Annotated in this window: 19 protein-coding genes, 1 pseudogene and 2 riboswitches; of the genes and pseudogenes, 13 read left to right on the top strand and 7 right to left on the bottom strand. The window is 71.8% G+C overall.

The window, feature by feature from the left end:
- Positions 1-102: 102 nt before the first annotated feature.
- The 3 genes from ACZ38L_RS09445 to ACZ38L_RS09455 all read left to right on the top strand — a co-directional run bounded on the left by ACZ38L_RS09445 (position 103) and on the right by ACZ38L_RS09455 (position 2,811).
- Complete coding sequence (locus ACZ38L_RS09445; protein WP_465690908.1) at positions 103-552, top strand: hypothetical protein; 450 nt, start codon at positions 103-105, stop codon at positions 550-552.
- A gap of 359 nt (positions 553-911) precedes the next feature.
- Entirely contained in the window at positions 912-1,538 is a 627-nt protein-coding gene (locus ACZ38L_RS09450; protein WP_465690910.1) for a methyltransferase family protein, read from the top strand.
- Positions 1,539-1,689: 151 nt separating this feature from the next.
- Positions 1,690-2,811, top strand: coding sequence for a threonine aldolase family protein (locus ACZ38L_RS09455; protein ID WP_465690912.1), 1,122 nt, complete (start codon positions 1,690-1,692; stop codon positions 2,809-2,811).
- A 233-nt stretch (positions 2,812-3,044) separates the two neighbouring features.
- On the opposite strand, the gene sigJ is transcribed toward ACZ38L_RS09455, so the two are convergent.
- Positions 3,045-3,977, bottom strand: a complete 933-nt coding sequence (gene sigJ / locus ACZ38L_RS09460; RefSeq protein WP_465690914.1) for an RNA polymerase sigma factor SigJ — start codon at positions 3,975-3,977, stop codon at positions 3,045-3,047.
- 233 nt (positions 3,978-4,210) lie between these two features.
- Here sigJ and ACZ38L_RS09465 point away from each other — a divergent pair, with 233 nt between their 5' ends.
- The 3 genes and pseudogenes from ACZ38L_RS09465 (at position 4,211) to leuE (ending at position 5,999) form a co-directional block, all read left to right on the top strand.
- On the top strand, positions 4,211-4,684 hold the full coding sequence (locus ACZ38L_RS09465; RefSeq protein ID WP_465690916.1) for a carboxymuconolactone decarboxylase family protein: 474 nt from the start codon (positions 4,211-4,213) through the stop codon (positions 4,682-4,684).
- 145 nt (positions 4,685-4,829) lie between these two features.
- Positions 4,830-5,216 (top strand): DoxX family protein, encoded by a 387-nt coding sequence (locus ACZ38L_RS09470; RefSeq protein ID WP_465690918.1) that lies wholly within the window; start codon positions 4,830-4,832, stop codon positions 5,214-5,216.
- A gap of 135 nt (positions 5,217-5,351) precedes the next feature.
- Positions 5,352-5,999, top strand: a pseudogene (gene leuE, locus ACZ38L_RS09475) (leucine efflux protein LeuE).
- A gap of 102 nt (positions 6,000-6,101) precedes the next feature.
- Here the strand turns inward: leuE and ACZ38L_RS09480 are convergent.
- Positions 6,102-7,010, bottom strand: coding sequence for an NADP-dependent oxidoreductase (locus ACZ38L_RS09480; protein WP_465690920.1), 909 nt, complete (start codon positions 7,008-7,010; stop codon positions 6,102-6,104).
- A 347-nt stretch (positions 7,011-7,357) separates the two neighbouring features.
- On the opposite strand from ACZ38L_RS09480, the gene ACZ38L_RS09485 reads away from it, so the two are divergent.
- Complete coding sequence (locus tag ACZ38L_RS09485) at positions 7,358-8,488, top strand: FAD-dependent monooxygenase (RefSeq protein ID WP_465690923.1); 1,131 nt, start codon at positions 7,358-7,360, stop codon at positions 8,486-8,488.
- A gap of 350 nt (positions 8,489-8,838) precedes the next feature.
- On the opposite strand, the gene ACZ38L_RS09490 is transcribed toward ACZ38L_RS09485, so the two are convergent.
- The gene (locus ACZ38L_RS09490; RefSeq protein WP_465690925.1) at positions 8,839-10,425 is read right to left on the bottom strand and encodes a Na+/H+ antiporter; all 1,587 of its coding nucleotides are present in this window, start codon (positions 10,423-10,425) and stop codon (positions 8,839-8,841) included.
- A gap of 135 nt (positions 10,426-10,560) precedes the next feature.
- On the bottom strand, positions 10,561-11,154 hold the full coding sequence (locus ACZ38L_RS09495) for a TetR/AcrR family transcriptional regulator (protein ID WP_465690927.1): 594 nt from the start codon (positions 11,152-11,154) through the stop codon (positions 10,561-10,563).
- 72 nt (positions 11,155-11,226) lie between these two features.
- On the opposite strand from ACZ38L_RS09495, the gene ACZ38L_RS09500 reads away from it, so the two are divergent.
- The 4 genes from ACZ38L_RS09500 to ACZ38L_RS09515 all read left to right on the top strand — a co-directional run bounded on the left by ACZ38L_RS09500 (position 11,227) and on the right by ACZ38L_RS09515 (position 15,544).
- Entirely contained in the window at positions 11,227-12,054 is an 828-nt protein-coding gene (locus ACZ38L_RS09500) for a methyltransferase domain-containing protein (RefSeq protein ID WP_465690930.1), read from the top strand.
- A gap of 204 nt (positions 12,055-12,258) precedes the next feature.
- Positions 12,259-13,533, top strand: coding sequence for a DUF4185 domain-containing protein (locus ACZ38L_RS09505; protein ID WP_465690932.1), 1,275 nt, complete (start codon positions 12,259-12,261; stop codon positions 13,531-13,533).
- Between the two features lie 466 nt (positions 13,534-13,999).
- Complete coding sequence (locus ACZ38L_RS09510; RefSeq protein ID WP_465690934.1) at positions 14,000-14,383, top strand: MOSC domain-containing protein; 384 nt, start codon at positions 14,000-14,002, stop codon at positions 14,381-14,383.
- A 531-nt stretch (positions 14,384-14,914) separates the two neighbouring features.
- Positions 14,915-15,544, top strand: coding sequence for a hypothetical protein (locus ACZ38L_RS09515; RefSeq protein WP_465690936.1), 630 nt, complete (start codon positions 14,915-14,917; stop codon positions 15,542-15,544).
- A gap of 301 nt (positions 15,545-15,845) precedes the next feature.
- Here ACZ38L_RS09515 and ACZ38L_RS09520 read toward each other — a convergent pair whose 3' ends face one another.
- Positions 15,846-16,592, bottom strand: coding sequence for an SOS response-associated peptidase (locus ACZ38L_RS09520; protein WP_465690938.1), 747 nt, complete (start codon positions 16,590-16,592; stop codon positions 15,846-15,848).
- Between the two features lie 906 nt (positions 16,593-17,498).
- A riboswitch (M-box (ykoK) riboswitch) is annotated at positions 17,499-17,677 on the bottom strand.
- A 239-nt stretch (positions 17,678-17,916) separates the two neighbouring features.
- Positions 17,917-18,095: riboswitch (M-box (ykoK) riboswitch) on the top strand.
- 686 nt (positions 18,096-18,781) lie between these two features.
- Between ACZ38L_RS09520 and ACZ38L_RS09525 the strand changes: the two genes are divergently transcribed.
- Positions 18,782-19,405, top strand: a complete 624-nt coding sequence (locus ACZ38L_RS09525; RefSeq protein ID WP_465690940.1) for a hypothetical protein — start codon at positions 18,782-18,784, stop codon at positions 19,403-19,405.
- Between the two features lie 52 nt (positions 19,406-19,457).
- Here the strand turns inward: ACZ38L_RS09525 and ACZ38L_RS09530 are convergent, their stop codons facing one another.
- Positions 19,458-20,321 carry an SCO6745 family protein gene (locus ACZ38L_RS09530; protein ID WP_465690942.1) on the bottom strand — a complete coding sequence of 288 codons (864 nt, stop codon included), beginning with the start codon at positions 20,319-20,321 and terminating at the stop codon, positions 19,458-19,460.
- Positions 20,322-20,379: 58 nt separating this feature from the next.
- Complete coding sequence (locus tag ACZ38L_RS09535; protein WP_465690944.1) at positions 20,380-21,084, bottom strand: GntR family transcriptional regulator; 705 nt, start codon at positions 21,082-21,084, stop codon at positions 20,380-20,382.
- Positions 21,085-21,218: 134 nt separating this feature from the next.
- Here ACZ38L_RS09535 and ACZ38L_RS09540 point away from each other — a divergent pair, with 134 nt between their 5' ends.
- Positions 21,219-21,761: a YbhB/YbcL family Raf kinase inhibitor-like protein gene (locus ACZ38L_RS09540; protein ID WP_465690946.1), complete on the top strand. Its 543-nt coding sequence runs from the start codon at positions 21,219-21,221 to the stop codon at positions 21,759-21,761.
- Positions 21,762-21,928: the final 167 nt, after the last annotated feature.

Here is a 21,928-nt window from a genome sequence, read left to right on the forward strand (position 1 = left end):
ACTCGCTCGAACTTTTCCCGCACTTGACACCGAGTTTCAACATCGCCAAACTCAAGCCGTCACCCACCGGGTGACACGGCTTCAGAGACGGGGAACAATAGAATGAAGACTCGCATCCTCAAGATGCTCGCGCCGCTAGTGATCGCGATCGGTTCGGTCATCGGCGTCCCGGCGGCGGCCCACGCGGCCACCCTCTGCGGTGGCTACACGAACATCGGCTACGCGGAGCAGTTCAAGGACAGCAAGGGCGTCCCGATGGCCACCCTGTACCTGTACAGCAAGGGCGGCCCGGGCAGTCAGTACTCGTCCGACACTCCCACCTGCGGCATCCTCTTCGCCGAGGGCGGTTACTCGCAGGAGTCCAAGTACATGGGCATCACCCTCTGCTCCAACTACATCGGCGTTCCGTGCACCACTGACCACGGGAATTACAGGGAATACGCCGGCCCGGTCTACCAGGCCCGCGGCGGATGCGGCCAGGCGACCTTCGTCATGAAGAATCCGCAGGGGACGACCATCGTCTCCGGCACCCGCGGATTCAACTGCGACTGAGCAGACCGCGCCGACCACGGAAATAACAGAATGGCTGTCCGCCGGAATGTCCCGGTGGACAGCCATTCTTCTTTTTCGGAGTATCGGTGGAGTAGCGCCGGGTCGAATTCCGGTAGCGGGACGGTAGCGCGGCGGGCGCCGCTTCGTATCGCGCCGCTCCTGTGTGACACGCCGTGAGCCCGCACCAGACCTCGACTCGGTGCCCGCCACCGTGGCCAGGAGGTCATTCCCCCTCCCGGAGATCAACGCCCTGAGCCTCTTGCGTGCCGGCTCACCGCCCGCCGGGCACGTGGGTACCGGGCGTCCGATCGGGAGGCGGCGCGGGCGCTTTTTGCCCGGTGGGGGAGCAGCCTTGAGCCATGGGCACTCTGCGTTCCGCGCTCGTCATCCTCACCGAGGTCTGTGTGTTCGTGTTCGTCGTCGCCTGGATCGCCGGAGCGGTCTACTTCGGTGCGAAGCGCGGCTCGGGGACCTTCGGCCGGGGGCCCGCCCCACGCCGCATTCTGCTGCCCCGGGTCGCCCTGGCCCTGGGCGCCAGCGCGTTCGTCGAACTTCTCCGCCGTACCCCCGCGTCCTTCTGGCACCACTTCGTGTACTGGCAGCCGGTCCTCGCCGTGCTGGGCGCCGTACTCGTCCTCGCCTCCACCGTCCTCCTGCTCTGGGCCCGCTGGACCCTGGGCACCATGTGGTCCAGCGTCCCCCTCGTGCACGAGTACCACGAACTGCGCACCGACGGCCCCTACCGGCTGGTCCGCCATCCCATCTACACCGGCTTCCTCGGCCTGATCACCGGTGGCATGCTCGCCTGCGGCTTCGGCGTCTGGCCCATCTTCCTGATCACCGCCGTCCCCTGGCTGCTGCGCCGCGTGCGCATCGAGGACGACCTGATGGCCCACCGGTTCGGCGCCTCCTACGCCGCCTACCGCGCCCGCGTCCCCGCCCTGCTCCCCCTTCCACGGCCGGGAATCCGCCCGTCCAGCCGCTGACCACGGCCCGCTCGGCAGCGGGTGGCGCGGTGCCGCCGTCGCGGACGGCGCGCAGGCCCGCCCCTCGCCTGGGTGCGCCCGCCGACGGCGTCCAGACCGTCGCTCCGAAAACCGGTTGGCCACAGCGGAGCGGTCCGCCGAGAATCGCCGGATGGACAACTCCCGGACCACGGCGGAGCGACGGTTCGCCGCCAGCCGTACCAGCCACCGCCTGCTCTCCGGCGAGCGGATGGCCACCATGCGTGAGCGACTGGCCCAACTCGCCGACCTGGACGGCTTGGACGTCCGGCCCGACGTCTACGGCACGGACGGCCCGGTGCGCGGGCTGGAGGAACGGGTCGCCGGTCTGCTCGGCGCCGAGGAGGCGGTCTTCTTCCCGACCGGCACGATGGCCCAGCAGGTCGCGCTGCGCTACGGCGCCGAGCTGACCGGCCGCCATGCGGTGGCCCTGCATCCGCTCAGTCACCTGGAGGTCCACGAGCGGCAGGCCTACAACCAGCTGACCGGCCTGCGCGGTCTGTGGCCCACCACCGAGCACCGCATCCCCACACCCGCCGAACTCGCCTCCCTGGGCGAGCCGTTCGGCACACTGACGGTCGAACTCCCGTTGCGGGACGCCGGTTACCTGCTGCCGACCTGGGACGAGCTGGCCGAGCTGGCCGCGGCCGCGCGGGCGACCGGCGCGCGGGTGCACGTCGACGGTGCCCGGCTGTGGAGCACGACAGAACACTTCGGCAAGCCACTCGACGCCATCGCGGGTCTGGCCGACAGCACGTACGTGTCCTTCTACAAGGACCTGCACGGGCTCAGTGGTGCCGCGCTGGTCGGTGACGCCGGGCTGGCCGGGTACGCCCGTGCCTGGCGTCACCGCCACGGCGGCACCCTCTACCAGCAGTGGCCCGCCGCCGTTGCCGCGCTGTACGGTCTGGACACCATCCTGCCCCGGCTGCCCGACTACGTGCGGCAGGCCAGGTCGCTCGCCCCCGCTCTCGGCGCGCTGCCCGGCGCCCGGATCAATCCCGCGCGGCCGCAGACCAACGAGTTCCAGCTCTGGCTCCCGCACTCCGCGCAGGCCCTGAACGCCGCCCACCTCGCGCTGGCCGAGCAGGAGGGCACCTGGTTCGTCGCGCGGTGGCGGGACGCCGCTCCCGGGCTGGCGATGGCCGAGGTCACCATCGGAGCCCCCGCGCTGGAGTGGACCCCGGCCGACGTCACCGAGGCGGGCACGCGGTTCCTGGAGCTGGTGACGCGGCAGGACACCACCCGACCCTGAACCGGCCCGCCGCCCGCGCGGCCGCCGATTCCGGTCCTCCGCGATGCCGACACCGCCCACCCCGAGGGGACGGCTGAACGATGCGGTGGACGGAACCGGCCGGGTTGCCTGGAACTCGCCAGCCAGCGCCCCGGGAACGGAGGCGCGCGAACGTGAAGACAGCGACACGTCGCCACTGCGGGCTCCAGCGGTGCGGGCCCCTGTGGAGCCACTGACGGCGAGGTGAGGGCAGGTCACCTCGCCGTCAGCCGTGCCACATCGGACACCGGTCCGATGTGGCCGAGCTTGTCGGGATTGGACACGGAGCGGATCGCCCGGATCAGGCCGTCAGCGATGTCGAGTTCGAGCACGCTGGCCACGCGCCCTTCGGCGTCGTACATCACGGCCCCCGGCCGGCCGTTGACCCAGACCGGCCGGGGGGAGACGCCGAGCATCCGGATCCGGCGGAACCCGCCGACCAGCAGCTGTGCGACGCGCCGCGGGTCGGCCAGCGACTTCCCGATCGCCCGTGCCTTGCCGCCGCCGTCCCCGTGGAACACCACGTCGGGTGCGAGCATGCCGAGCAGTGCGCCCAGGTCGCCGCCCGCGCTGGCCTCGAAGAACCTACGGGCGAGCTCCTCGCCCTCCGCCCGCCGCGCCGGGGGCGGTGCGCCGTCGATCGGCCGTCCTCCGGAGGCGATGCGCTTCCTGGCGCGGGCGAAGATCTGCCGGCAGTTCGCCTCGGACTTGCCGGTGATCCCTGCCACGTCCGGGTAGCCGTACCCGAAGGCCTCGCGCAGCATGAACACCGCCCGCTCCACCGGGGAGAGGGCCTCCAGCAGCACGAGGAAGGCCATCGACAGCGAGTCGGTCAGCTCGGCGTGCTCGGCCGGTCCCGGTCGGTCGGCGGAGACGACGACCGGCTCGGGCAGCCAGTCGCCCACGTACGTCTCCCGCCGTACCCGCGCCGAACGCAGGTGGTTGATGCCCAGCCGCGTCACGGTCGTGGTCAGGTACGCCTTCAGGTCGGCGATCGCGGTCCCCGCCTGGTGCGCCCGGGTCAGGCCGAGAAAGGCGTCCTGGACGATGTCCTCGGCGTCGCCCACGGATCCGGTCATCCCGTAAGCGATGGAGAACAGCAGCGGCCGGTAGCCGGCCGCGTCCGCCACACCTGCTGGTCCCGGCATGGAACCCCTCCCTCCAGCCCGCGTACCGCGACTTCCGGCCGAGCTCGGTCCTCGCCAACTCCGAAGATCCGCACGGCGTTCAGCAGGGTAGCCGAGGCGGGCCCGCCCGTGCCGCCGCGGTCGGCAGGTTGTCGGAACCCGGCGGGGAGACGCACGTCACATCCACTCCTGTCACAGCCTGCCGGGGTGCCCTGTCTTAGAGGGCACCAGCGGACAACGACAAGGAGCGCACGGTGGAAGCCCGACTGAACGTCCTCACCAACCGGGTCACGGCCACGTTCGGCAAGCACCTCGTCGCGGCGGGCAAGGTGCTCGCGGAGTCGACCCTGCCGGTCGCGACGCGGGAACTGGTGAAGCTGCGCGCCAGTCAGATCAACGGCTGCGGCTTCTGCGTCGACATGCACACCAAGGACGCCGCGCACGCCGGGGAGACCTCCACACGCCTCAACCTGGTCGCCGCCTGGCGGGAGGCCACGGTGTTCACCGACGCCGAGCGCGCCGCCTTGGAGCTGGCGGAGCAGGGCACCCGCCTCGCCGACGCGGCCGGCGGGGTGACGGACGAGGCCTGGGCGAACGCCGCCAGGTACTACGACGAGGACCAGCTCGCGGCCCTGGTGTGCACCATCGCCCTCATCAACGCCTTCAACCGCGGGAACGTCATGGTCCGCCAGCCCGCCGGCGACTACCGGCCCGGCCAGCACGGGTGAGCCGGAGTCCTGCCGCTCCCGCCCCTTCGCCCACGGGCGGAGCTCCCAGGACCTCGTGCCGCGGTGCGAGGTCCTGGGAGCTCCGCCCGATCGGCACGCCGCCCGCACCACCGAAGTGCACCGCACCCCTGCAAGGAGTCAAGTCATGAACCTCGCTCTATGGATCGTCGCCGGGTTGCTCGCCGCTGCCTTCCTGCTCGGCGGCGGCTACAAGGTGATCACGCCGAAGGAGAGGATCGCCGCCGCCGGGCCCAGTGCGAGTTGGGTCGAAGACTTCAGCGCCGGCAGCGTGAAGGCCATCGGCGCGCTCGAGGTCCTGGCCGCACTGGGTCTGGTCCTGCCTGCCGTGCTCGACATCGCGCCGGTACTGGTGCCGCTGGCGGCCCTCGGTCTGGTGATCCTCATGGTTGGCGCGGCGGTCACACGAATCCGGCGTCACGAGATCAAGCTCATGGCGGTGGACCTGGTCTATGTCGTCCTGGCCGTTTTCGTGGTGTGGGGCCGCTTCGGCCTCGAGCCGTTCCTCGGCTGACCGGGGCGGAACCCGGCCACGCGCCGTGGCTTCTTTCGGCGATGCGGCCGGAACGCCCGTGATCACCCCTTCAGGTTTCGCCGGGCCACTGTGACACTTGGTGATCAAGAAGACGGTGACCGGAAAGGCCTCGACATGTTCGGCACCCTCAACCTCCCCGAGTACGCGCTGGGTGCGCTGCTGATCGTCCTGCTGCCAGGACCGAACTCGCTGTACGTGCTCTCGGTGGCGGCCCGCAGGGGGTGCGGGTCGGCTACCGGGCGGCCTTCGGGGTGTTCCTCGGCGACACGACGCTGATCACCGTCACCGCGCTCGGCGCGGCCTCGCTGCTGGCACGCTCGCCCGCGGCCTTCGACGTGATCAAGTATTTCGGCGCCGGCTACCTCACCTACCTGGGCAGGCATGCTGCGCTCGGCGATACGCGCGCTGCGCAGCCGCCACACCGGACTACCGGCCGTGGCCCGGCCCGAGGCCGGCGTCGAACGTCCCTTCCGCAAGGCCCTGATCGTCAGCCTGCTCAACCCGAAGGCGATCCTGTTCTTCCTGGCGTTCTCCACCCAGTTCGTCGATCCGCACGCCGCCCACCCGGCCGAGGCGTTCGCCCTGCTCGGGGCGATCGTGCAGATCTTCTCCCGGGCCTACCTGAGCGCGCTCATCCTCGGCGGCGACCGCCTGGCCTCGGTGTTCCGCCGGCGCAGGCGGCTGGCGGCGTCGATGACCGCCGGCGTCGGGTCGCTGTTCCTCGGATTCGCCGCCAAGCTCGCCACCGCGTCACTCGGCTGAGGTACGGGTGTCGGCTGCGGCCCCGGTGGGCGCCGCCCCGGGGCCGCCGGGGCCCCTCGAGCCTCCTCGCCCGTTCGGCGCGGGTGGGGAGGTGGTCCGGAGTCAGGGCAGCAGGATGACCTTGCCGCGGGCGCGGCGGGCCTCGATGTCGGCGTGGGCCCGCGCGGCGTCGGCCAGCGGGTAGGTCCCCGCGATCGGGACCTCGAGCCTGCCGGCGGCGATCAGCTCGGCCAGCTGCGGGAGGGCCTGCCAGAACCGGTCGGTCGGATCGTCGCCGGTGAAACGCACTCCGTGCTGCGCGGCGGCCGTGTCGGCGACGGTGATCACCCGGGCCGCGTCGCCGACCAGGGCGACGGAGTCCGCCAGCACCCCCGCGCCGGAGCAGTCGAGGACGTAGTCCACTCCCTGCGGGGCGGCCGTCCTGACCCGTTCCACCCAGCCCTCGCCGTAGGGGACCGCGGTGGCGCCGAGCTCGGAGACACGCTCGATCTCCTGCGCCCCGACGGTGCCGACCACGGTGATGCCCCGGGCGGCGGCCAGTTGGACGGCGATGGTGCCGACGCTGCCGCCCGCGCCGTGGATCAGCAGGGTGTCGCCCGCCTTGGCACCCAGGTGGTGCAGGCCGCGGTAGGCGGTCTCGCCCACGGTCACCAGGCCGGCCGCGGTCTCGAAGGAGACCTCCCGCGGCTTGGCGACCGGCTGCTCCAGCAGCGCGTACTCGCTGTAGCCGCCGACGGAGGCCACCCCGAAGACCTCGTCGCCGACCAGGGCGGTGGCGTCCTCGCCGACCTTGTCGACGACGCCGGCCACGTCCCAGCCCGGCAGCACCGGGAACTCCACCGGTCTGACGTCGGCCATCGTCCCGGAACGGATCTTCAGGTCGATCAGGTTGACGCCGACGGCCCGGACCTTGATCCGGACCTGGCCGGACCCCGGCTCGGGGGTGTCGACCTCGGTCAGGGTGAGCACGTCCGGGCCGCCGTAGCGGGAGAAGGTGATCGCTTCGGACATCGAGAACTCCAGGAGGGGGTGGGAGGTGCAGGACGCGGCTGCGGACTGGCCCGCGACACCAGAGTGGCGTCAAAGTGGCGGGATGCCCCGGCGGCAGGCCGTGAGTCCGGGCGCGGGGCCGTGCGGGCGTCGTGGTGAACGGGCAACAGAAGCGTGGGGGAGTCGGTCCGGCCGCAGTGCCGGTGACTCTGGCCCGCCTCCCGCGGGGAGCCGAGCCGGGGGCGGGCGGTGTGCGGGCCTCGCGGTCGGCGACATGCTGCCTCCGGCGCAATGGCGCCCTGCCGCGCAGCGGTCGCTCAGCATGTGCTGGTAGGTAGCCGAGCTTGGCGAAGGCGCGAGGAGTCCCGATGGCCGGAGTGCGCGTGGTGATCGTCGGCGGTGGCATCGGCGGTCTGGCCGCGGCGGTGGCGCTGCGGGCCAGGGGCATTCAGGCGGATGTGTACGAACAGGCCCAACGGTTCAGCGAGGTCGGGGCGGGCTTCATGCTCGCGCCCAACAGTCTGCGGGTGCTCGAGCGGCTCGGGCTCCACGACAAGATCACCCAGTTCGGGGCGCACTTCACCGGGTTCACCGTCTGCCGTGCTGACGGCACCGAGGTGTCCTCGTTGCCGCTCGGCGGAGCCGACGGGTACACCATGTTCGGCATGTACCGCGCGGACATGGTGAACCTGCTGGTCTCCAGTCTTCCGGGCGACGCGTTGCACATCGCTCACCGGTGTGTGGCGTTCACGCAGGACGACGACCGTGCCGTGGTGACCTTCGAGAACGGGGAGACTGCCGAGGGCGATGTCGTGATCGGCGCCGACGGCATCCACTCGGTGCTGCAGCAGCATGTCGTGGAGCCCCGCGACCCGGTGTTCTCCGGTCTCGCGGCCTACCGTGGCGTGATGCCCGCGGAGCGAGTGCCCGACTGGCCCGACGGCGCCGTGCGGTTCTGGAGCGACAGCACCAGGAACCTGCTGGTCTACCCCGTACGCAGGGGTGAGCTGCTGAACTTCGTGGCATTCAGCATGGCCGACGAGCAGATGCGTGAGTCCTGGTCGGCACCGGGCGACCCGCGGCAGCTGGCCGCCGGCTACGCAGACGGCTGGGATCCGCTGGCGGGCGAGGTCGTCTCGCAGGTCGACGCGACCTTCCGGTGGGGCATCTACGACCGGGAAACCCTGCGGCAGTGGACGCGAGGGCGGTTGGCGCTGCTCGGCGACGCGGCCCACCCGATGCTGCCGTACATGGGCCAGGGCGCCAACCAGGCCATCGAGGACGGGATGGGACTGGCCACGCTGCTGGAGGGGGTGAGTACCGTCGACGTGCCCCACGTCCTGGTGCGCTACCAGACGCTGCGGCGCGATCGTGCGGCCCGGTTCCAGCAGGGCTCCCGGTTCAACGTTGAACTCATGGCCGCGGGCAAAGCCCCGATCCTCGGCATGCCCTGGATGTACGACTACGACGTCGAGGCCGAGGCCCGCACCCTGCGCTGAGGGCGGAGCGTGACCCGATCGGCCCTCGGGCCGGCCCGACGGAAGGCGGCGGTCACGGCCGCCCCGACGGCGGTCGGGCACCAGGCCCTCGCCCGGTCGGCCTGCGGCGGGTTCCATGCGAGGCGGTGGGCGCGCGAACCAGCCCGATCGCCGGCATCGTATGCGCCGTTCGCACGGAGTTCGCCCGCTTCGGTGTGGCACGGTCGGCCTGACCGGGATCGGATCCGACCGGCGTGAGCTGGCCGGTACCGCTGAGGATTCCGTCGCGACTCGGGGCGTCGCGCCGGCCGGTGGGCCCGAGGCACGGCACACACCCCTGGGAAACGACGGAACGAGGACGGGGCCGGGGGTCACTCGCGGGCGCGGAGGCTGGCTTCCTCGAGGTCGAGTTCGCGCTGGATCCGGCGCCGGGTGGCATTGCTGATCTTGTTCGCTTCGTAGAGGTGCTGGAGTTCGGTCGCCTCGATGGCGATGAGTGTCCGGCGTATCTCGCGGTAGGCGTCGGCGGGTCGGGCGTCCGGGTCGCTGTGGTGGGCGTCCTCGGTTTGCTGGATGCGGGCTTCCAGGTGGCGGCGGGCCTGTGTCAGGGCGGCTTCGGCGGCGGCGCCCAGATCGGAGAGTTGATCCAGGTCACCGAGCTGTTTGAGCTCTTCGAGAGCGGTGTGGGCGATGTGCCGGCGGGTTTGGGATTCCTCGCGGGCGGTGTGTTCCGGCTCGAGGGCGATGCCCGAGCGGCGGACGACGGGGGCGAGGGTGAAGCCCTGGAAGATCACGGTGAGCGCGATGGTCCCGGTGGTCAGCATGAGGATGAGCGCTCGATGGGGCAGTGGTGCCCCTGTGTTGGTGGCCAGGGGGATGGAGAGCGCGGCGGCCAGCGGCATGACGCCTCGGGTGCCCGCCCAGGACAGGACGGCCGGTACCCGCCAGGAGAGGCGACTGTCGCCCTCCCTGTGCCGGCGGTGGATGAGGGCGGACAGCGGGAAGATCCACAGCAGCCGGATCGCCAGCACGGTGAAGGCGATCAGTGGCACCCACAGCGGCCAGCCGCGCTCGTCGTGTGCGAGGTGGCGGATGGCGGAGGGGAGTTCGAGGCCGATGAGGGCGAAGACGACGCTCTCCAGTACGAAGGTCACGGTGTCGTAGACGGCGTGGATCTGGAGGCGGATGGGGGCGTTGCTGAGCCTGTGGCCGGTGCTGCCGAGGACGACCCCGGCGACGATGACGGCGGTCACGCCGGAGGTGTGTGACTGTTCCGCGATGACGTACGAGGAGTAGGGGGTGATCAGGGCGATGACGGTCTCCACCACGGGGTCCTCGGTCCGTCTGCGGATGAGTGTCACCACCGCGGCGACCGCCGCGCCGATGAGGGCTCCTCCGCCGGAGAGGATCAGGAACTGCTCGACGGTCCCCGACACGGTGATGGCGCTGCCGGAGACCGCGGTGGCCACGGCGACCTTGTACAGGACCAGGGACGTGGCGTCGTTGAACAGGCTTTCCGCCTGCACCATGGCCTGCACGCGCGGTGGCAGGGACAGGCGCCGGCCGAGCGCGGTGACGGCCACGGGGTCGGTACTGGCCAGGACGGAGCCGAGGATGAACGCGGTCGCGGCGGTGAGGGGGGTGATCGCTCGCGCGACGTATCCGACGGTGATGGCCGACGCGAGGACCAGGCCGAAGACCAGGCCGGTCACGGGCCGCCACACGCTGCGCAGGTCGCGGACGGAGATCTCCCCAGCCGAGGCGTAGAGCAGCGGCGGCAGCACCAGCACGCTGATGACGTGCGGCGGCAGGCGGACCTCGGGGACCCAGGGCATCAGCCCGACGAGGAGGCCGGCGATCACGAGGAGCGAGGGAGCGGGCAGGCTCCAGCGCCGGGCACCGGTCGCCACGGCCGTGGCCAGGACCACGAGCAGCAGGATGACGGTCAGGCCGGTCATGGAGCATCCCGGTGGGTTACGGCTTGTTGTCCCCCTGTGGCCAGGTGCTTTACCAACGTAGCCGACCGGGGGAGGTGACGCAGCCGGCGGGCGCGACCTGCTCGCGACCGCACCACCACCGCGCCGGCCCCACCGCTACCCCTCCCGCAGTACGCCGGCGAGGGCCGCCGCCACCACGCGCTGGACGTCGTCGGGTGTCGGTGGGGTGCTGGTGCGGTCGGCGAAGAGGAGGTGGCCGGCGCCGATCAGGGTGGGGGCGAGGGTCGCCGGGTCGGCAGTGGGGGCGATCCGGCCGAGCTCGCGTTCGGCGGCGAGGTAGCCGGAGACCATGGCGGTGGCCTCGGTCAGCAGCGGGACGCCGCGCGGGCGGCTCTGCCGCAGCCGGGCGCGGAGGTCGTCGCGGAAGGTGACCAGGGCGACGATCGCCACCGCGACCGGGCCGAAGAACTCGGTCAGCGCGTCCGCCAGGTTCTCCAGCACGCTGCCGGTGCCGGCCGCCACCCGGAGCGTGGCCGTCTGGTGATCGATCCGGGCGATCCGGTCCAGCACCAGTTCGACCAGGAAGCCGTCGAAGTCCTCGAAGTGCCGGTGCAGCACCCCCTTGGCGCAGCCCGCCTCCGCGGTGACCGCGCGGCTGGTGAGCCCGCTGGGTCCGTCCCGCCGCAGGATCCGCTCGGCCGCGGCGAACAGTTGCGCCCGTACGTCGCGCAGCGCCACTCCGGTCGGCACAGTGCGCCTCCACCTCTCCTGGTCGGGCCCGGCTCATTGACGAGTGGGCATGTGCCCACTCATAGTGGGCACATGCCCACTCTACCGCCCGAGCGCTCTCCGCTCAGCCGGCGCGCATCCCATCAAGCCCGGGAAATGGCCGAGTCGTTCGGCGCCGACCCCGGGCGCTACGACCGCGCCCGCCCCGGCTACCCGCAGGAGCTCATCGCGGCGATCATCACCGACCACCCGGGTGCCGAGGTCCTCGATATCGGCTGCGGCACCGGGATCGCCGCCCGCCAGTTCCAGGCGGCCGGCTGCACGGTATTCGGCGTCGAGGTCGACGAGCGCATGGCCGACTGGGCGCGCGAGCACGGCGTGGACGTCGAGGTCTCCGCCTTCGAGCACTGGAAGTCGGCCGGCCGGACTTTCGACGCGGTGATCGCCGCCCAGGCCTGGCACTGGGTCGACCCGGTCGCGGGCGCCGCGAAGGCCGCCGAGGTGCTGCGCCCCCACGGCCGGTTGGCCGCGTTCTGGAACATCGACCAACCGCCGACCGAGTTGGCCGAGGCCTTCGCCACCGTCTACCGACGGGTGATCCCCGACTCGCTGCTCGCCCAGCGCCCGGCGGCGCCGGGGCCGGACGCCTACACGGGCCTGAGCGCCCGGGCCGAGGACGGGATCCGGGCCGCCGCCGCCTTCGGCCCGCCCGAGGCGTGGCGCTTCGAGTGGGAGCACCCGTACACCCGGGACGAGTGGCTGGACCTGCTGCCGACCAGCGGTGCCCTCGCCCAAGTCCGACAGTCCGCCCTGGCGGAGGTGCTGGCCGGCATCGGCGCGGCCGTGGACGCGGCCGGCGGAAGCTTCACCATGCGCTACTCCACGGTGGCGGTCACCGCCGTCCGCGCCGGAAGTGGCTGACCCAGCACCCCCGATCCAGAATCCGCTGGGCCGGCGTCAGCGCGGACCACGCCCGCCACACCGGTCACGTTCGGCCTCGGTCAACCAGGTCCGGTCGAACTCGAACAATCCACCACGAGTTGATGTGTACCTGGCTAGGGTGGGTCGAGGTCGTCGGGCGTGGTCCGCCATGCCCGACTCCCCGACACCGTGGAGGGTCACGACATGTCCGATTCCAGCCCCGCGCCGTCCACCCCACCCACCCCACCCACCCCGGGTGGCCGTACTCCCGTGGCCTCCCGTCGCTCGGTCCTCAAGGCCGGGGCCGGCTTGGCCGTGGGCGTCGGCACGCTCGCCGGGGCCGCCGGTGCCCTCGGCACCGTGCCGGCCGCCGCGGCCGCGAGCGTCACCGCCCGCCCGCTGCTGCAGAGCGGCACCGCGCTGTGCCAGAACCCCGGCGACTCGGCGAGCCAGCAGGGGCTCGGCTGCGGCGACCTCGGCATCCCGTACTACCGGGCGCACGACAACAGTTGGGGCTACGTCTTCGGCGACTCGTGGCGGACCGCCACCCAGGACCCGAACGGCTACCTGGGTTCCCCCGTGATGCTCAACCAGGCGAGCTTCGACGCGTCCGGAGGCACGCCGATCTCGTTCACCTGGGCCATGCCCACCAGCGGCCAGGCCGCCCAGCTCTTCAACTACCAGCACAACGCGAACAACGGGTTCGGCGTCGAGGTGAGCCGGATCCCCAACGACTGCGTCGAGTTCGGCGGCCGCACGTACATCCAGTACACCTCGGTGGCCCAGTGGCCCACCAAGGACAATCCGTTGCCCGCCGGCCACGACGGCTCGCTGATGTCGGGTGTCGCCTACTCCGACGACTACGGCGTGACCTGGACCGACTACCCCTACCACTGGGCCGGCGACCTGCAGGGCGTCAACCAGTCGCTGTACGGCATGTGGTCGTTCGCCGGCATCGATCCGGACGGCTGGCTCTACGTCTTCTCCAAGCGCTGGAACGGCAGCCACCAGAACACGGCGGACGGTGGCGCCATCCAGCTGTTCCGGATCCAGCCGAACGACTTGCGGGCCGGGAACTTCGGCGCGCAGCAGAACTGGGCCTACCTGAGCGGCTCCTGGCAGTGGACCACCGCGGCACCGCCATCGGTGATCCTGTCCGGCAACAACATCGGCGAGTTCTCGGTGAAGTTGATCGGCGGTAGCTACTGCATGAGCTACTTCGACGTGACCGACTACTCGATCTGCACCCGCACCGCCCCGCGGCCCGACGCCGTCTGGTCCGCGCCCACCCCGCAGATCGTCGGCAACAACCTGCTGCCGCCCAGCCACTGGGGCAAGCCGCAGGCCCCCAACCTCTACGGCGGCTACATCCACCCCGGCAGCGCGAGCGCCACCTCGCTCACTCTGATCGTCTCCCAGTGGAACCCGCCGAACCAGCAGCCCTACCGGGTACTCCAGTTCGACGGGATCAACCCCTGACGGTCGGAACCGCGGGAACCGGCGTGCCGTCGGTCAATCCCTCGAGCCCGCGAGGTGGCACGGTCGGCGACGGCGTACCAGGTGCCGTCGCCGACCGCGGTGACGATGCCGCCGAGCGGGAACGGGTGCTCGATCAGCTCCGGGGCGGTGTCGCGGGCGCGGTGATCACCGATCTGCGCACCGGGGCCGCTGGGAGGGCACCGGGGTACGGCCGGACGTCACCGCCGAACCGGACCCGGCACTCCTGGCCGCCGGGGCACCGGAGCTGGACCGAGGGCTGTCGGCCCTGCTCGGCCGCCCCGTCACGCTCAGCGACGAGCCGCCGGGGTACGGCCTGCTGGGGCGTCAGCTACCGGACTACGAGGGCGGCCTGCCCGAGGCCCTGGCCCCGACGGCCGTCACCGACGCCACCGGCGCCTCGATCACCTCGGGCCGCACCGCCGCCGGCACGTTCATCGACTTCGGCATGGTGCGCCTGGTCACCACCGGCACCCTGGACCGGCTGCGCCGGCGCCATCCGGCGGGCGACCTCGACCCGTGCCGGTTCCGCCCCAACCTGGTGCTCGACACCGGCAGGACCCCCGGCTACCCCGAAGACGGCTGGCAGGGCGCCCGGCTGCGGGTCGGCGAGGCGCTGTTCCAGAGCCAGGTGCCGACCCCCCGCTGCGTCGTGCCCACCCTGGCCCACGGTGCGCTGCCCGCCGACCCGGCCCTGATGCGCACCGTCGTGCGTGAGCACCGGGTCCCGGTGCTCACGCTGGGCAGGCTGGCCTGCGTCGGCCTCCACCTCACCGTGCTGGAGCCCGGGACGGTGAGGTCCGACGACCCGGTCACGGTGGCATCCCGGTAGCGTGCGCAGGGCGCGAGCCGAGTGGCCGTCTGCTCGGCGCCCGCCCCGGGCCGCCCCGGGGCGGGCGGCCTCGAGGATGACGCGGGGCCGCCCGCGCGCCCGCCTCTGCTCACCGGCGGAGCGACACTCGCCGAGGTTGCGGTGCGGGAGGCATTGAGCCGGATGTTCGTGTGCTGACGGTGGCTCTCCTGGCCGGAGGCGCATCGGGACGCCGAAGACAGCGCACGGTGCCCCGTCCCCGACCCGTCGAGGCCGGGGCGTGCCGTCCCCTGATGGCGACTCACCTCATCCGTCGGCAGGCGCCCGCTGCCGAAAGGATGAGTGGGCGTCAGCAATCACCTGGACGGGTCAATGCTCCGTCAATGTGCCTATGGTCGTACAAATCTGACAATTCATCAGAAAAACCGGAACCTGCTCTGATGCCCCGTTCGGCTCCCCGGCGCCAGTCCTTCGATATGCCCGATATGACCGCCCTCAGTACGTTCAAGTCACGGGTCGGCGGTCCCAGCCGACAGAGACAGGAGAAGTTCCATGGAGATCACCCGAGCCACCGCCATCACCGCGGCCGTCGGCGCTGCCGCGGCCCTGGCCGTGACCGGCCTCACCTACTCCTCGGCTGCCTCCCAGCCGATGACCCAGGCGGCCCAGGCCGCCCCGGTCGTCCAGCAGGCGGCCACTCCTGCACAGGAGCCGTTCGCACTGGCGCCCTTCGGCAACGACGGGAAGGGCAACGAGGGCAAGGGCAACGAGGGCGGCGGTGAGCACCGCCACCGGAGGCACCACGAGGAGGGCTGGGTCCACATCAACGAGCGGTCGTACTCCTCCCGCGCGGGCGACTGCGTCACCGTGGTCAGCGGCCTCGGTGCCAGAAGCCTGAACATCCGCAACGACAGCCACAGGACCATCGAGGTCTTCAACGGGGCGGTCTGTGACAACGGCGCTCCGATCGCCACCGTCGGGCCCCACAGCTCCGCCGACGGCGTAGAGCCGCACTGCGTCGGCGATGTCTTCGTCAAGGACGGAGTGGTGGCCAGCTTCCGGGTGGGCCGAGACCATGAGGGCGACCGCGAGGGCGGCTACGGCGGCCACGAGGGCGGCTACGAGGGTGGCCACGAGGGCGACCACGAGGGTGACCACGACCACGGGGACTACGAGGACTGATCAAGCCTTCTCCGGAAGGCCGGAGCAGTGATGGTCTCGACGTCCATGGGCTGCGGCCGAGGGGCCGCAGCCCATGGACGTTTCGATGGATCGAGGACGCGCTCGGTCACCACCTTCCCTGACCGGCGAAGCGTGATCCAGCGTCGCGACAGGAGCCGGACGGGCACGGCCGGGTGCCCGTGGCGCTCACCGCCGGCCCTGACTTTGTGCGGCACTCCGACAGGGTGACGGGCGCAGCGCCTGCCCGGGGGCGGGTCCGTGCCGTGCTGGTCCACGACGGCCGGGTCCGCCAGCGGGTGCGTCAGGTCAGAGGTGGCGCGTCGGGATCCTCCGTCAGCAGTGCCGGGCCGTTGTTGCGGACGCTGTTGACGGCGGTCGAGACCGGACGGACGGTGAGGTGGCCGTCGGCGGGGGTGTGGAGGAGCCGGCGGAGCTGGGCGGGGTCGGTGAGGTCGGGGTCGAGCCAGGCGTCGAAGTCCGTGGTGTCGATGACGAGCGGCATGCGGTCGTGGATGCGTCCGGCGTCGTCGGTGGCCTGGGTGGTGATGATCGTGGTGCTGGTCAGCCAGGCGAGGGGGTCGTCGTCGGGGCGGGTGGGGTCGCGCCAGAACTCGTACAGCCCCGCCATCGCCATCAGGCCGCTGTCGGCCGGCGCGATGAAGTACGGCTGCTTGTACGCCTTCTTCCCCTCAGCGGCCGGGACGGCGACCCACTCGTAGTAGCCGTCGGCCGGCAGGAGGCACCGCCGGGTCGTGAAGGCCTTGCGGAAGGCGGGCTTCTCGCGGACGGTCTCGGCCCGCGCGTTGATCATCCGCGCCCCGACACTGGGGTCCTTCGCCCAGGACGGCACCAGGCCCCAGCGCAGCGGCCGCAGCTGGCGGGCGAGTTCGCCGCTGTCGTGGTCCACCCTTTCCAGGACCGCCCAGATCCGGTCGGTGGGTGCGGTGTTCCAGCTGGGGTCGAGGGTGTCGGCCGGATCCCAGCGGGTCACACCGAAGAGGGTGACGAGGTCCTGGGGTCCGGTGGTGGAGACGAAGCGACCGCACATGCACCCAGCCTGCCACCTGGGGAGCGCGGTTCAGCTGATATCGGCGTGCACGGTGGTAGCCGGTCGGTCGAGGTCGAGTACCCGCGGGGGCCTGGCAACCCGGCCCCGGTGCCCCGGGGACGTCCGCACGACGGCTGACGGACGGTCAACGATCGGTCATAGGTCGGATCGGCCTACTTAATCGGATCGGCCATGTCCAGGGCGGTGACCAGCACCGCGGGCTGGCATCTTGGCTCGGAGCATCGGAGCAGTGGCGGGTCCGACCGCCGGAGCCGGACCGGGAGAGGCGTCGTGACCGGACAACTGAGCGGGGAGGTGGCCCGGGTGAGCCGTCGGAGATTCCTGTCGTCGTTGGCGGTGGTGTCGGCGGCCGTGGTCGGCCTGGAGGGTGGCGCCACCGTCGCGGCGCACGCGGATGTCACGGTGCCCGAGGCGGTACCGGTGCCGCTGGCGTACGACATCGACGGCGCTTCGTACGACGGGGACCGGGCGGCAGCGGACTTCGACGGACGGGGACACGCCCGGCTTCGGGTGCGTCGGACAGCGGCCACGAGGACCGACGGGGGAGAGCGGGCAGCGCGGACCGCACCCACGACGACCGCGGAGCGGAACGGCACGGACGAGGGGACGTCCGGGCAGGCCGGACCGGCCAGAAGAGCAGTCGGGCATCCTGCCGCTGGACGTCGAACCGGGCTGAGCAGTGAGGTAGTTGGACCTATCGGACGGCTACCGCTCAGATGTGCGGGACATCCTGTGCGGAAGCGGATCGGGCGCTGGGACTACTGCCAGGTTCCATCCCGACCACCTCCTCCTGAAACCGCGCACGGTGCGCTCTCCACACGGGCGGCGAAGCCGCCACCCGTCCAGGGCAGCACGAAACCGAGCCCGGCCGGCGCTACCCCCTGGACGGCACCCCTCACGTAAGAGTTTCGGCACTGCACGGCGTATCCCCACCCTCCATGGGCGGGAAGCCACTTGGGGGCACCCCTTGATCCGAGGAGACCTGTCCTGATCCTGGGCGTCTCGCGACGTCGTGGGGTCAGTGGCCTGTATCCGTGCAGACGCCTCACCGAACGAGGTGTCGCATCGCACAGTATGGCGCACGCTGTTCACACACTGTCAAGCCGGACCTTCACGCCGCCCTCGCAGCGGGGGGACAGCTGCGACGGGCACTGCCATTCGCCGGCAATCACCCTTCCCAGCAGCCACTTTCGCATCGTGCTGGAGCTCCGTGCCGCATCGCGCGGCGCGACCGCCGGCGTCAAGATTCAGCAAAGACGGCAAGCGTGGGACCGGAGAGGGTCTAGTCTTGTCGGGGTTTTGAAAGGCACCTCGTTCGGTGAGGCGTCTTCACGGACACAGGCCACTGACCCCACGACGTCGAGAGACGCCCAGGTTCAGGACAGGTCTTCCCGAATTAAGGGTTGATCCCAAGTGGCTTCCGCTCCTTTGGAGTTGGATCACGCCGTGAAGTGCCAAAGCTCTGACGAGTTGGGGTGAACCGGTCGCAGGGGAGCCGGTCCGCTCCTTGCCGTGTCGCTACGGCGCCCACCTCCGTGTGCCCCGACCGCGAGGAGGCGAGAGGCATGGATGCGAGTTGCAGTACGCCGGGCCGTCATCGCCCCCTCCCGCATCTCTCCCCGCTTTCCGCGGGCTCGCGGTAGCCGCCTTCCCCGTCCACACCCCTGACGTGTCCGGATGGCCTGATGCCATCGCGGTCCGCCGCGGCGTGCGCACGCGGGGGCAGACGGCTGCCGCACCCCGACCGGAAACCCTCACCACCTCAACCGAGGAAGGAAGGGCATACCCAGCCGTGAATCTGACGATGCGTCAAGAACTGTCGCACCGGACACGCGCCGCACGCCAGCCGGCACACACCTGTCCGCGCGTCACCCTGGCCCTGCACGACGGTCTGGAACGGGCCTACCGGCTGGACGACCCCGGCACCTGCCCCCCCGGTCCGGCACGGAGAACACCCCGGCCTCCGCGTACGACCCCCGGGTACACCTCGCGTACCTCCTCGCCCGTCAGGGCCACCGCGCCAGCTGGCTCGCCCGCTACGCCGACCTGCCGCTGTCCGCCGCGCGCCGCATCACCGAGGCCGCCGCCCAGCCGCACGACTGACGCTCTCGCCACGGCCCCGTGCCGCCACTTGGCACCCGGGCAGGCACGAAGGGAAAGGGGAGGACATGGCCCGGCTGAGGGCGGTGCCGCGCCCGCGGACCCGCGAGGGTGCGGCTGCGGTCGTCGCCGTCGCGGCGGCAGTGCTGGAGCTGGCCGTGCTGAGCGCGGTTCCGGCGCGGGAACGGCCGGTGGTCGGCGGTGCGCTGGTCGGCGCGGCCGCCTCGGTCCTCGGCGTGCTCGGACTGATCCGGCACCGGCTCCGAAGCCCTCGGCAACCAGTGCCGCGAGCCGAGCGGGCAGCGGAACGGGTGACGGACGGGCCCTGGTTCACCGCCCGCACCCTGGAGGGCTTCCCCGTGGAGGCGGTCCGCCCGCTGCTGCACGGCCCGCAGGCTCCCAGCCTCAACGCCCTCTACACCGCGTGGGTCTTCGTGATCCAGGGATACGACACGCGATGGATCGCCCGGCAGCTGTACCTCCCCGCCGAGCTGGTCCGCCTGCTGGCCGACACCGCCCGCGGACCGGAGCCGGCGGGCCGCCCGCCCCGGTCCGCGGGCGCCGGCGCCGGTCCGCCGTCCAAGCCCGACATCAGCCCACCAGGCGGGTGTCAGAACTCTGATCAGGCCGCTGGTCCGGGGGCTTCTGGCGGTGGGGGCGAGGCGCGGGCGGTGCGGCGTGGCACTCGTTGAGCTGCCCGCCGAGTACCCGACGGTGCGAAGGACGCTCCGGTGGGCCCGGCGCTCAGCCCTTGCCGAAGTGCACCGCGGGGAAGGCGCCCGCCGCCCTGAGGGTTCTGGTGAAGCCGCCGGCCAGCTCGGTGAGGCGCTTGGTGGCGGCCGGGCCGAGGTGGTCGTACGGGGCGGCGTCGAGGCGGTCGGTGAGCACCTCGGTCTCGTCGCGCAGGGCCGCGCCCGACTCCGTGAGATCCCCCGCCCCGTCCAGCAGGCCGCGCTCGCGCAACTGCTCCCGGGCGGCGGCCCACTGCTCCGCGGACCAGCCGCGGGTCCGCATGAACAGCGCGGACGTCGGTGCCTTGCCGGTGGCGTTGTGCAGGACCAGCGCCTCGATCCCGGACAGGCCGGCGACCGCCAGGGCGGCGAGGTGACCGTCACCCCGGTGCTCGCGCAGCAGCGTCGCGGCGTGCCACAGGGCCAGGTGCGGTTCCTCCGGTACGGGGAGGTCGGCGTTGGCGGCGTACAGCGGCCGCGCCTCTCGGCGGCACGCTTCCGTGGCGCGCAGGGCCAGCCCGGCCGCCTCGGCCATCTCCTTCGACGCGAGGGCCTCCTCCCCGAGCAGCCGCCGCAGCGTGCCGTGCGCGCCGCGCAGCCGGGCCGTGAGCACCGCCTCCGGTGTGCTGATGGCCCACGCCGCGGGGATGTACCGCGCGACACGCGCGTGGTTGAAGTTGTAGAACGTCGCCGTGACGGTGCCCGCGCCGACTGCCCCGAGCGGGGCCGCGCGGCCCGCGAAGTAGGCCATGGCTCCGCGCTCCAGCCCGAGCGCCGCGAGTTCGTCCTCCAGCTCCGGCGCGAAGTACACGGACGAGTGCAGGGGATTGACGACGTTGTGGCAGTGGCGGCCTGTGCTCGCCTCGAGGGAAGTCATGCCGTGGCTCCGGTGTCGGTGGTCAGGCGTGGTCGTTCGGTCGGGTTGGCGAGGCGCATCAGGCTTCCTCCGCGGGTTCGTGGTGGGTGCGGCCGGTCAGTCCGGCCACGGTCAGGGTGAGGTGCTGGGCCAGTACTTCGGCCGCGGTGTCGGCGTCGCGGGCCAGCGCCGCCTCCTCCAGCCGGCGGTGCTCGCCAACGCCGTCCCGGTGGGGATTGCCGTGCGCCGACCAGCGGCGAGCCAGCTCGCTCGCGGTCCACATCCGGTCGAAGGTCTCCAGCAGGACGGGGTTGCCGCATCCCTCCAGGAGGGTGCGGTGGAAGGCCCGGTGGGCTTCGGACCAGGCGGCGCAGTAGTACTCGCCCTCCTCCGGCACGTACGCCGGGGTGCGGGTCAGACGGTGATGGGCGGCCCGGACGCGCGCCTCCCAGTCGAGGTCGCCGCGCTCGACGGACATCCGCAGCACGACCGGTTCGATGGTCCGGCGGGCCTCCGCGATCTCCTGCCAGCGGCGGTCGGAGAAGGCCGGGACGGCGAAGCCACGGTTGGGCAGCCGGTCGGCGAGGCCCTCGCCGACCACGCGCACGAGCGCCTCGCGCACGACGGCCAGGCTCACGCCCTGCGCCACGGCGAGGTCCTGCGGTTTGAGGGCGTCACCGGGTGCGAAGTCCCCGCGCATGATCGCCTCCCGCAGGTGTGCGTAGACCTGCTCGGAGAGCATCTGCTTCCCCGACGAGGTCGAGGTGTGGGTCGTCCGGGCCATGCCCCCATCATAGACGATCCGGTAAATAATCGATTATTGGTGTTAGGGTCGACCTTGCCGGACGAAGGCGGCGCCGCGGGCCCTCCGTCCGCCGCATCACCGCCACCCCACAGCACGGCCTTGAAAGGAACGACGTGACGAGCGCCAACGACCCCTTCGCCCGCCTCCCCGAGGCGGCCTCCTTCACCGTTACCAGCACCACCATCAGCGACGGCGCCGCCTGGTCGCCCGAGCAGTTCTCCGGCATCTTCGGCGTCCCCGGCGGCAAGGACATCTCCCCGCAGCTGTCCTGGAGCGGCGCACCGGAAGGCACCAAGAGCTACGCCGTCACGGTCTACGACCCCGACGCCCCCACCGGGTCCGGGTTCTGGCACTGGGCGGTCGCCGACATCCCCGCCACCGTCACCGAGCTGCCCGAGGGCGCCGGTGACGACACCGGCTCGGGCCTGCCCGAGGGTGCCTACCAGCTGCCCAACGACGCCCGCGTGGCCCGCTTCATCGGCGCCGCTCCGCCGGCCGGGCACGGTCCCCACCGCTACTTCATCGTGGTGCACGCCCTCGATGTCGAGTCCATCGGTGTCCCGGCGGAAGCCACCCCGGCCTTCCTCGGCTTCACGATGTCCGGCCACACCCTCGGCCGCGCGGTCCTGACAGCCACCGCTGAAACCCCCGCCTGACGAACGGCGACGGGGATGGTCCTCGACCACGACCGTGGTCGAGGACCACCGCGTCGCGGCGACCGGCGATGTCACCGCGACCCGGGCACGACGTCCCTGCTACGGCGGAAGGTGTGCGCGGGCCTGCCCCGCGCGTGACGGCCGGCCAGTTCTCCCGGGATGGTCGG

Source organism: Kitasatospora sp. NPDC024654 (assembly GCF_055559155.1).

Coding starts and splice junctions, on each gene's coding strand:
- ACZ38L_RS09535 (WP_465690944.1), bottom strand. CDS start 21,084: ATGGCCCGGACGACCCACACCTCGACCTCGTCGGGGAAGCAGATGCTC.
- ACZ38L_RS09480 (WP_465690920.1), bottom strand. CDS start 7,010: ATGTCCGAAGCGATCACCTTCTCCCGCTACGGCGGCCCGGACGTGCTC.
- ACZ38L_RS09525 (WP_465690940.1), top strand. CDS start 18,782: ATGGCCCGGCTGAGGGCGGTGCCGCGCCCGCGGACCCGCGAGGGTGCG.
- ACZ38L_RS09505 (WP_465690932.1), top strand. CDS start 12,259: ATGTCCGATTCCAGCCCCGCGCCGTCCACCCCACCCACCCCACCCACC.
- sigJ (WP_465690914.1), bottom strand. CDS start 3,977: ATGCCGGGACCAGCAGGTGTGGCGGACGCGGCCGGCTACCGGCCGCTG.
- ACZ38L_RS09500 (WP_465690930.1), top strand. CDS start 11,227: ATGCCCACTCTACCGCCCGAGCGCTCTCCGCTCAGCCGGCGCGCATCC.
- ACZ38L_RS09515 (WP_465690936.1), top strand. CDS start 14,915: ATGGAGATCACCCGAGCCACCGCCATCACCGCGGCCGTCGGCGCTGCC.
- ACZ38L_RS09485 (WP_465690923.1), top strand. CDS start 7,358: ATGGCCGGAGTGCGCGTGGTGATCGTCGGCGGTGGCATCGGCGGTCTG.
- ACZ38L_RS09520 (WP_465690938.1), bottom strand. CDS start 16,592: ATGTGCGGTCGCTTCGTCTCCACCACCGGACCCCAGGACCTCGTCACC.
- ACZ38L_RS09445 (WP_465690908.1), top strand. CDS start 103: ATGAAGACTCGCATCCTCAAGATGCTCGCGCCGCTAGTGATCGCGATC.
- ACZ38L_RS09470 (WP_465690918.1), top strand. CDS start 4,830: ATGAACCTCGCTCTATGGATCGTCGCCGGGTTGCTCGCCGCTGCCTTC.
- ACZ38L_RS09450 (WP_465690910.1), top strand. CDS start 912: ATGGGCACTCTGCGTTCCGCGCTCGTCATCCTCACCGAGGTCTGTGTG.
- ACZ38L_RS09490 (WP_465690925.1), bottom strand. CDS start 10,425: ATGACCGGCCTGACCGTCATCCTGCTGCTCGTGGTCCTGGCCACGGCC.
- ACZ38L_RS09530 (WP_465690942.1), bottom strand. CDS start 20,321: ATGACTTCCCTCGAGGCGAGCACAGGCCGCCACTGCCACAACGTCGTC.
- ACZ38L_RS09510 (WP_465690934.1), top strand. CDS start 14,000: ATGGTGCGCCTGGTCACCACCGGCACCCTGGACCGGCTGCGCCGGCGC.
- ACZ38L_RS09455 (WP_465690912.1), top strand. CDS start 1,690: ATGGACAACTCCCGGACCACGGCGGAGCGACGGTTCGCCGCCAGCCGT.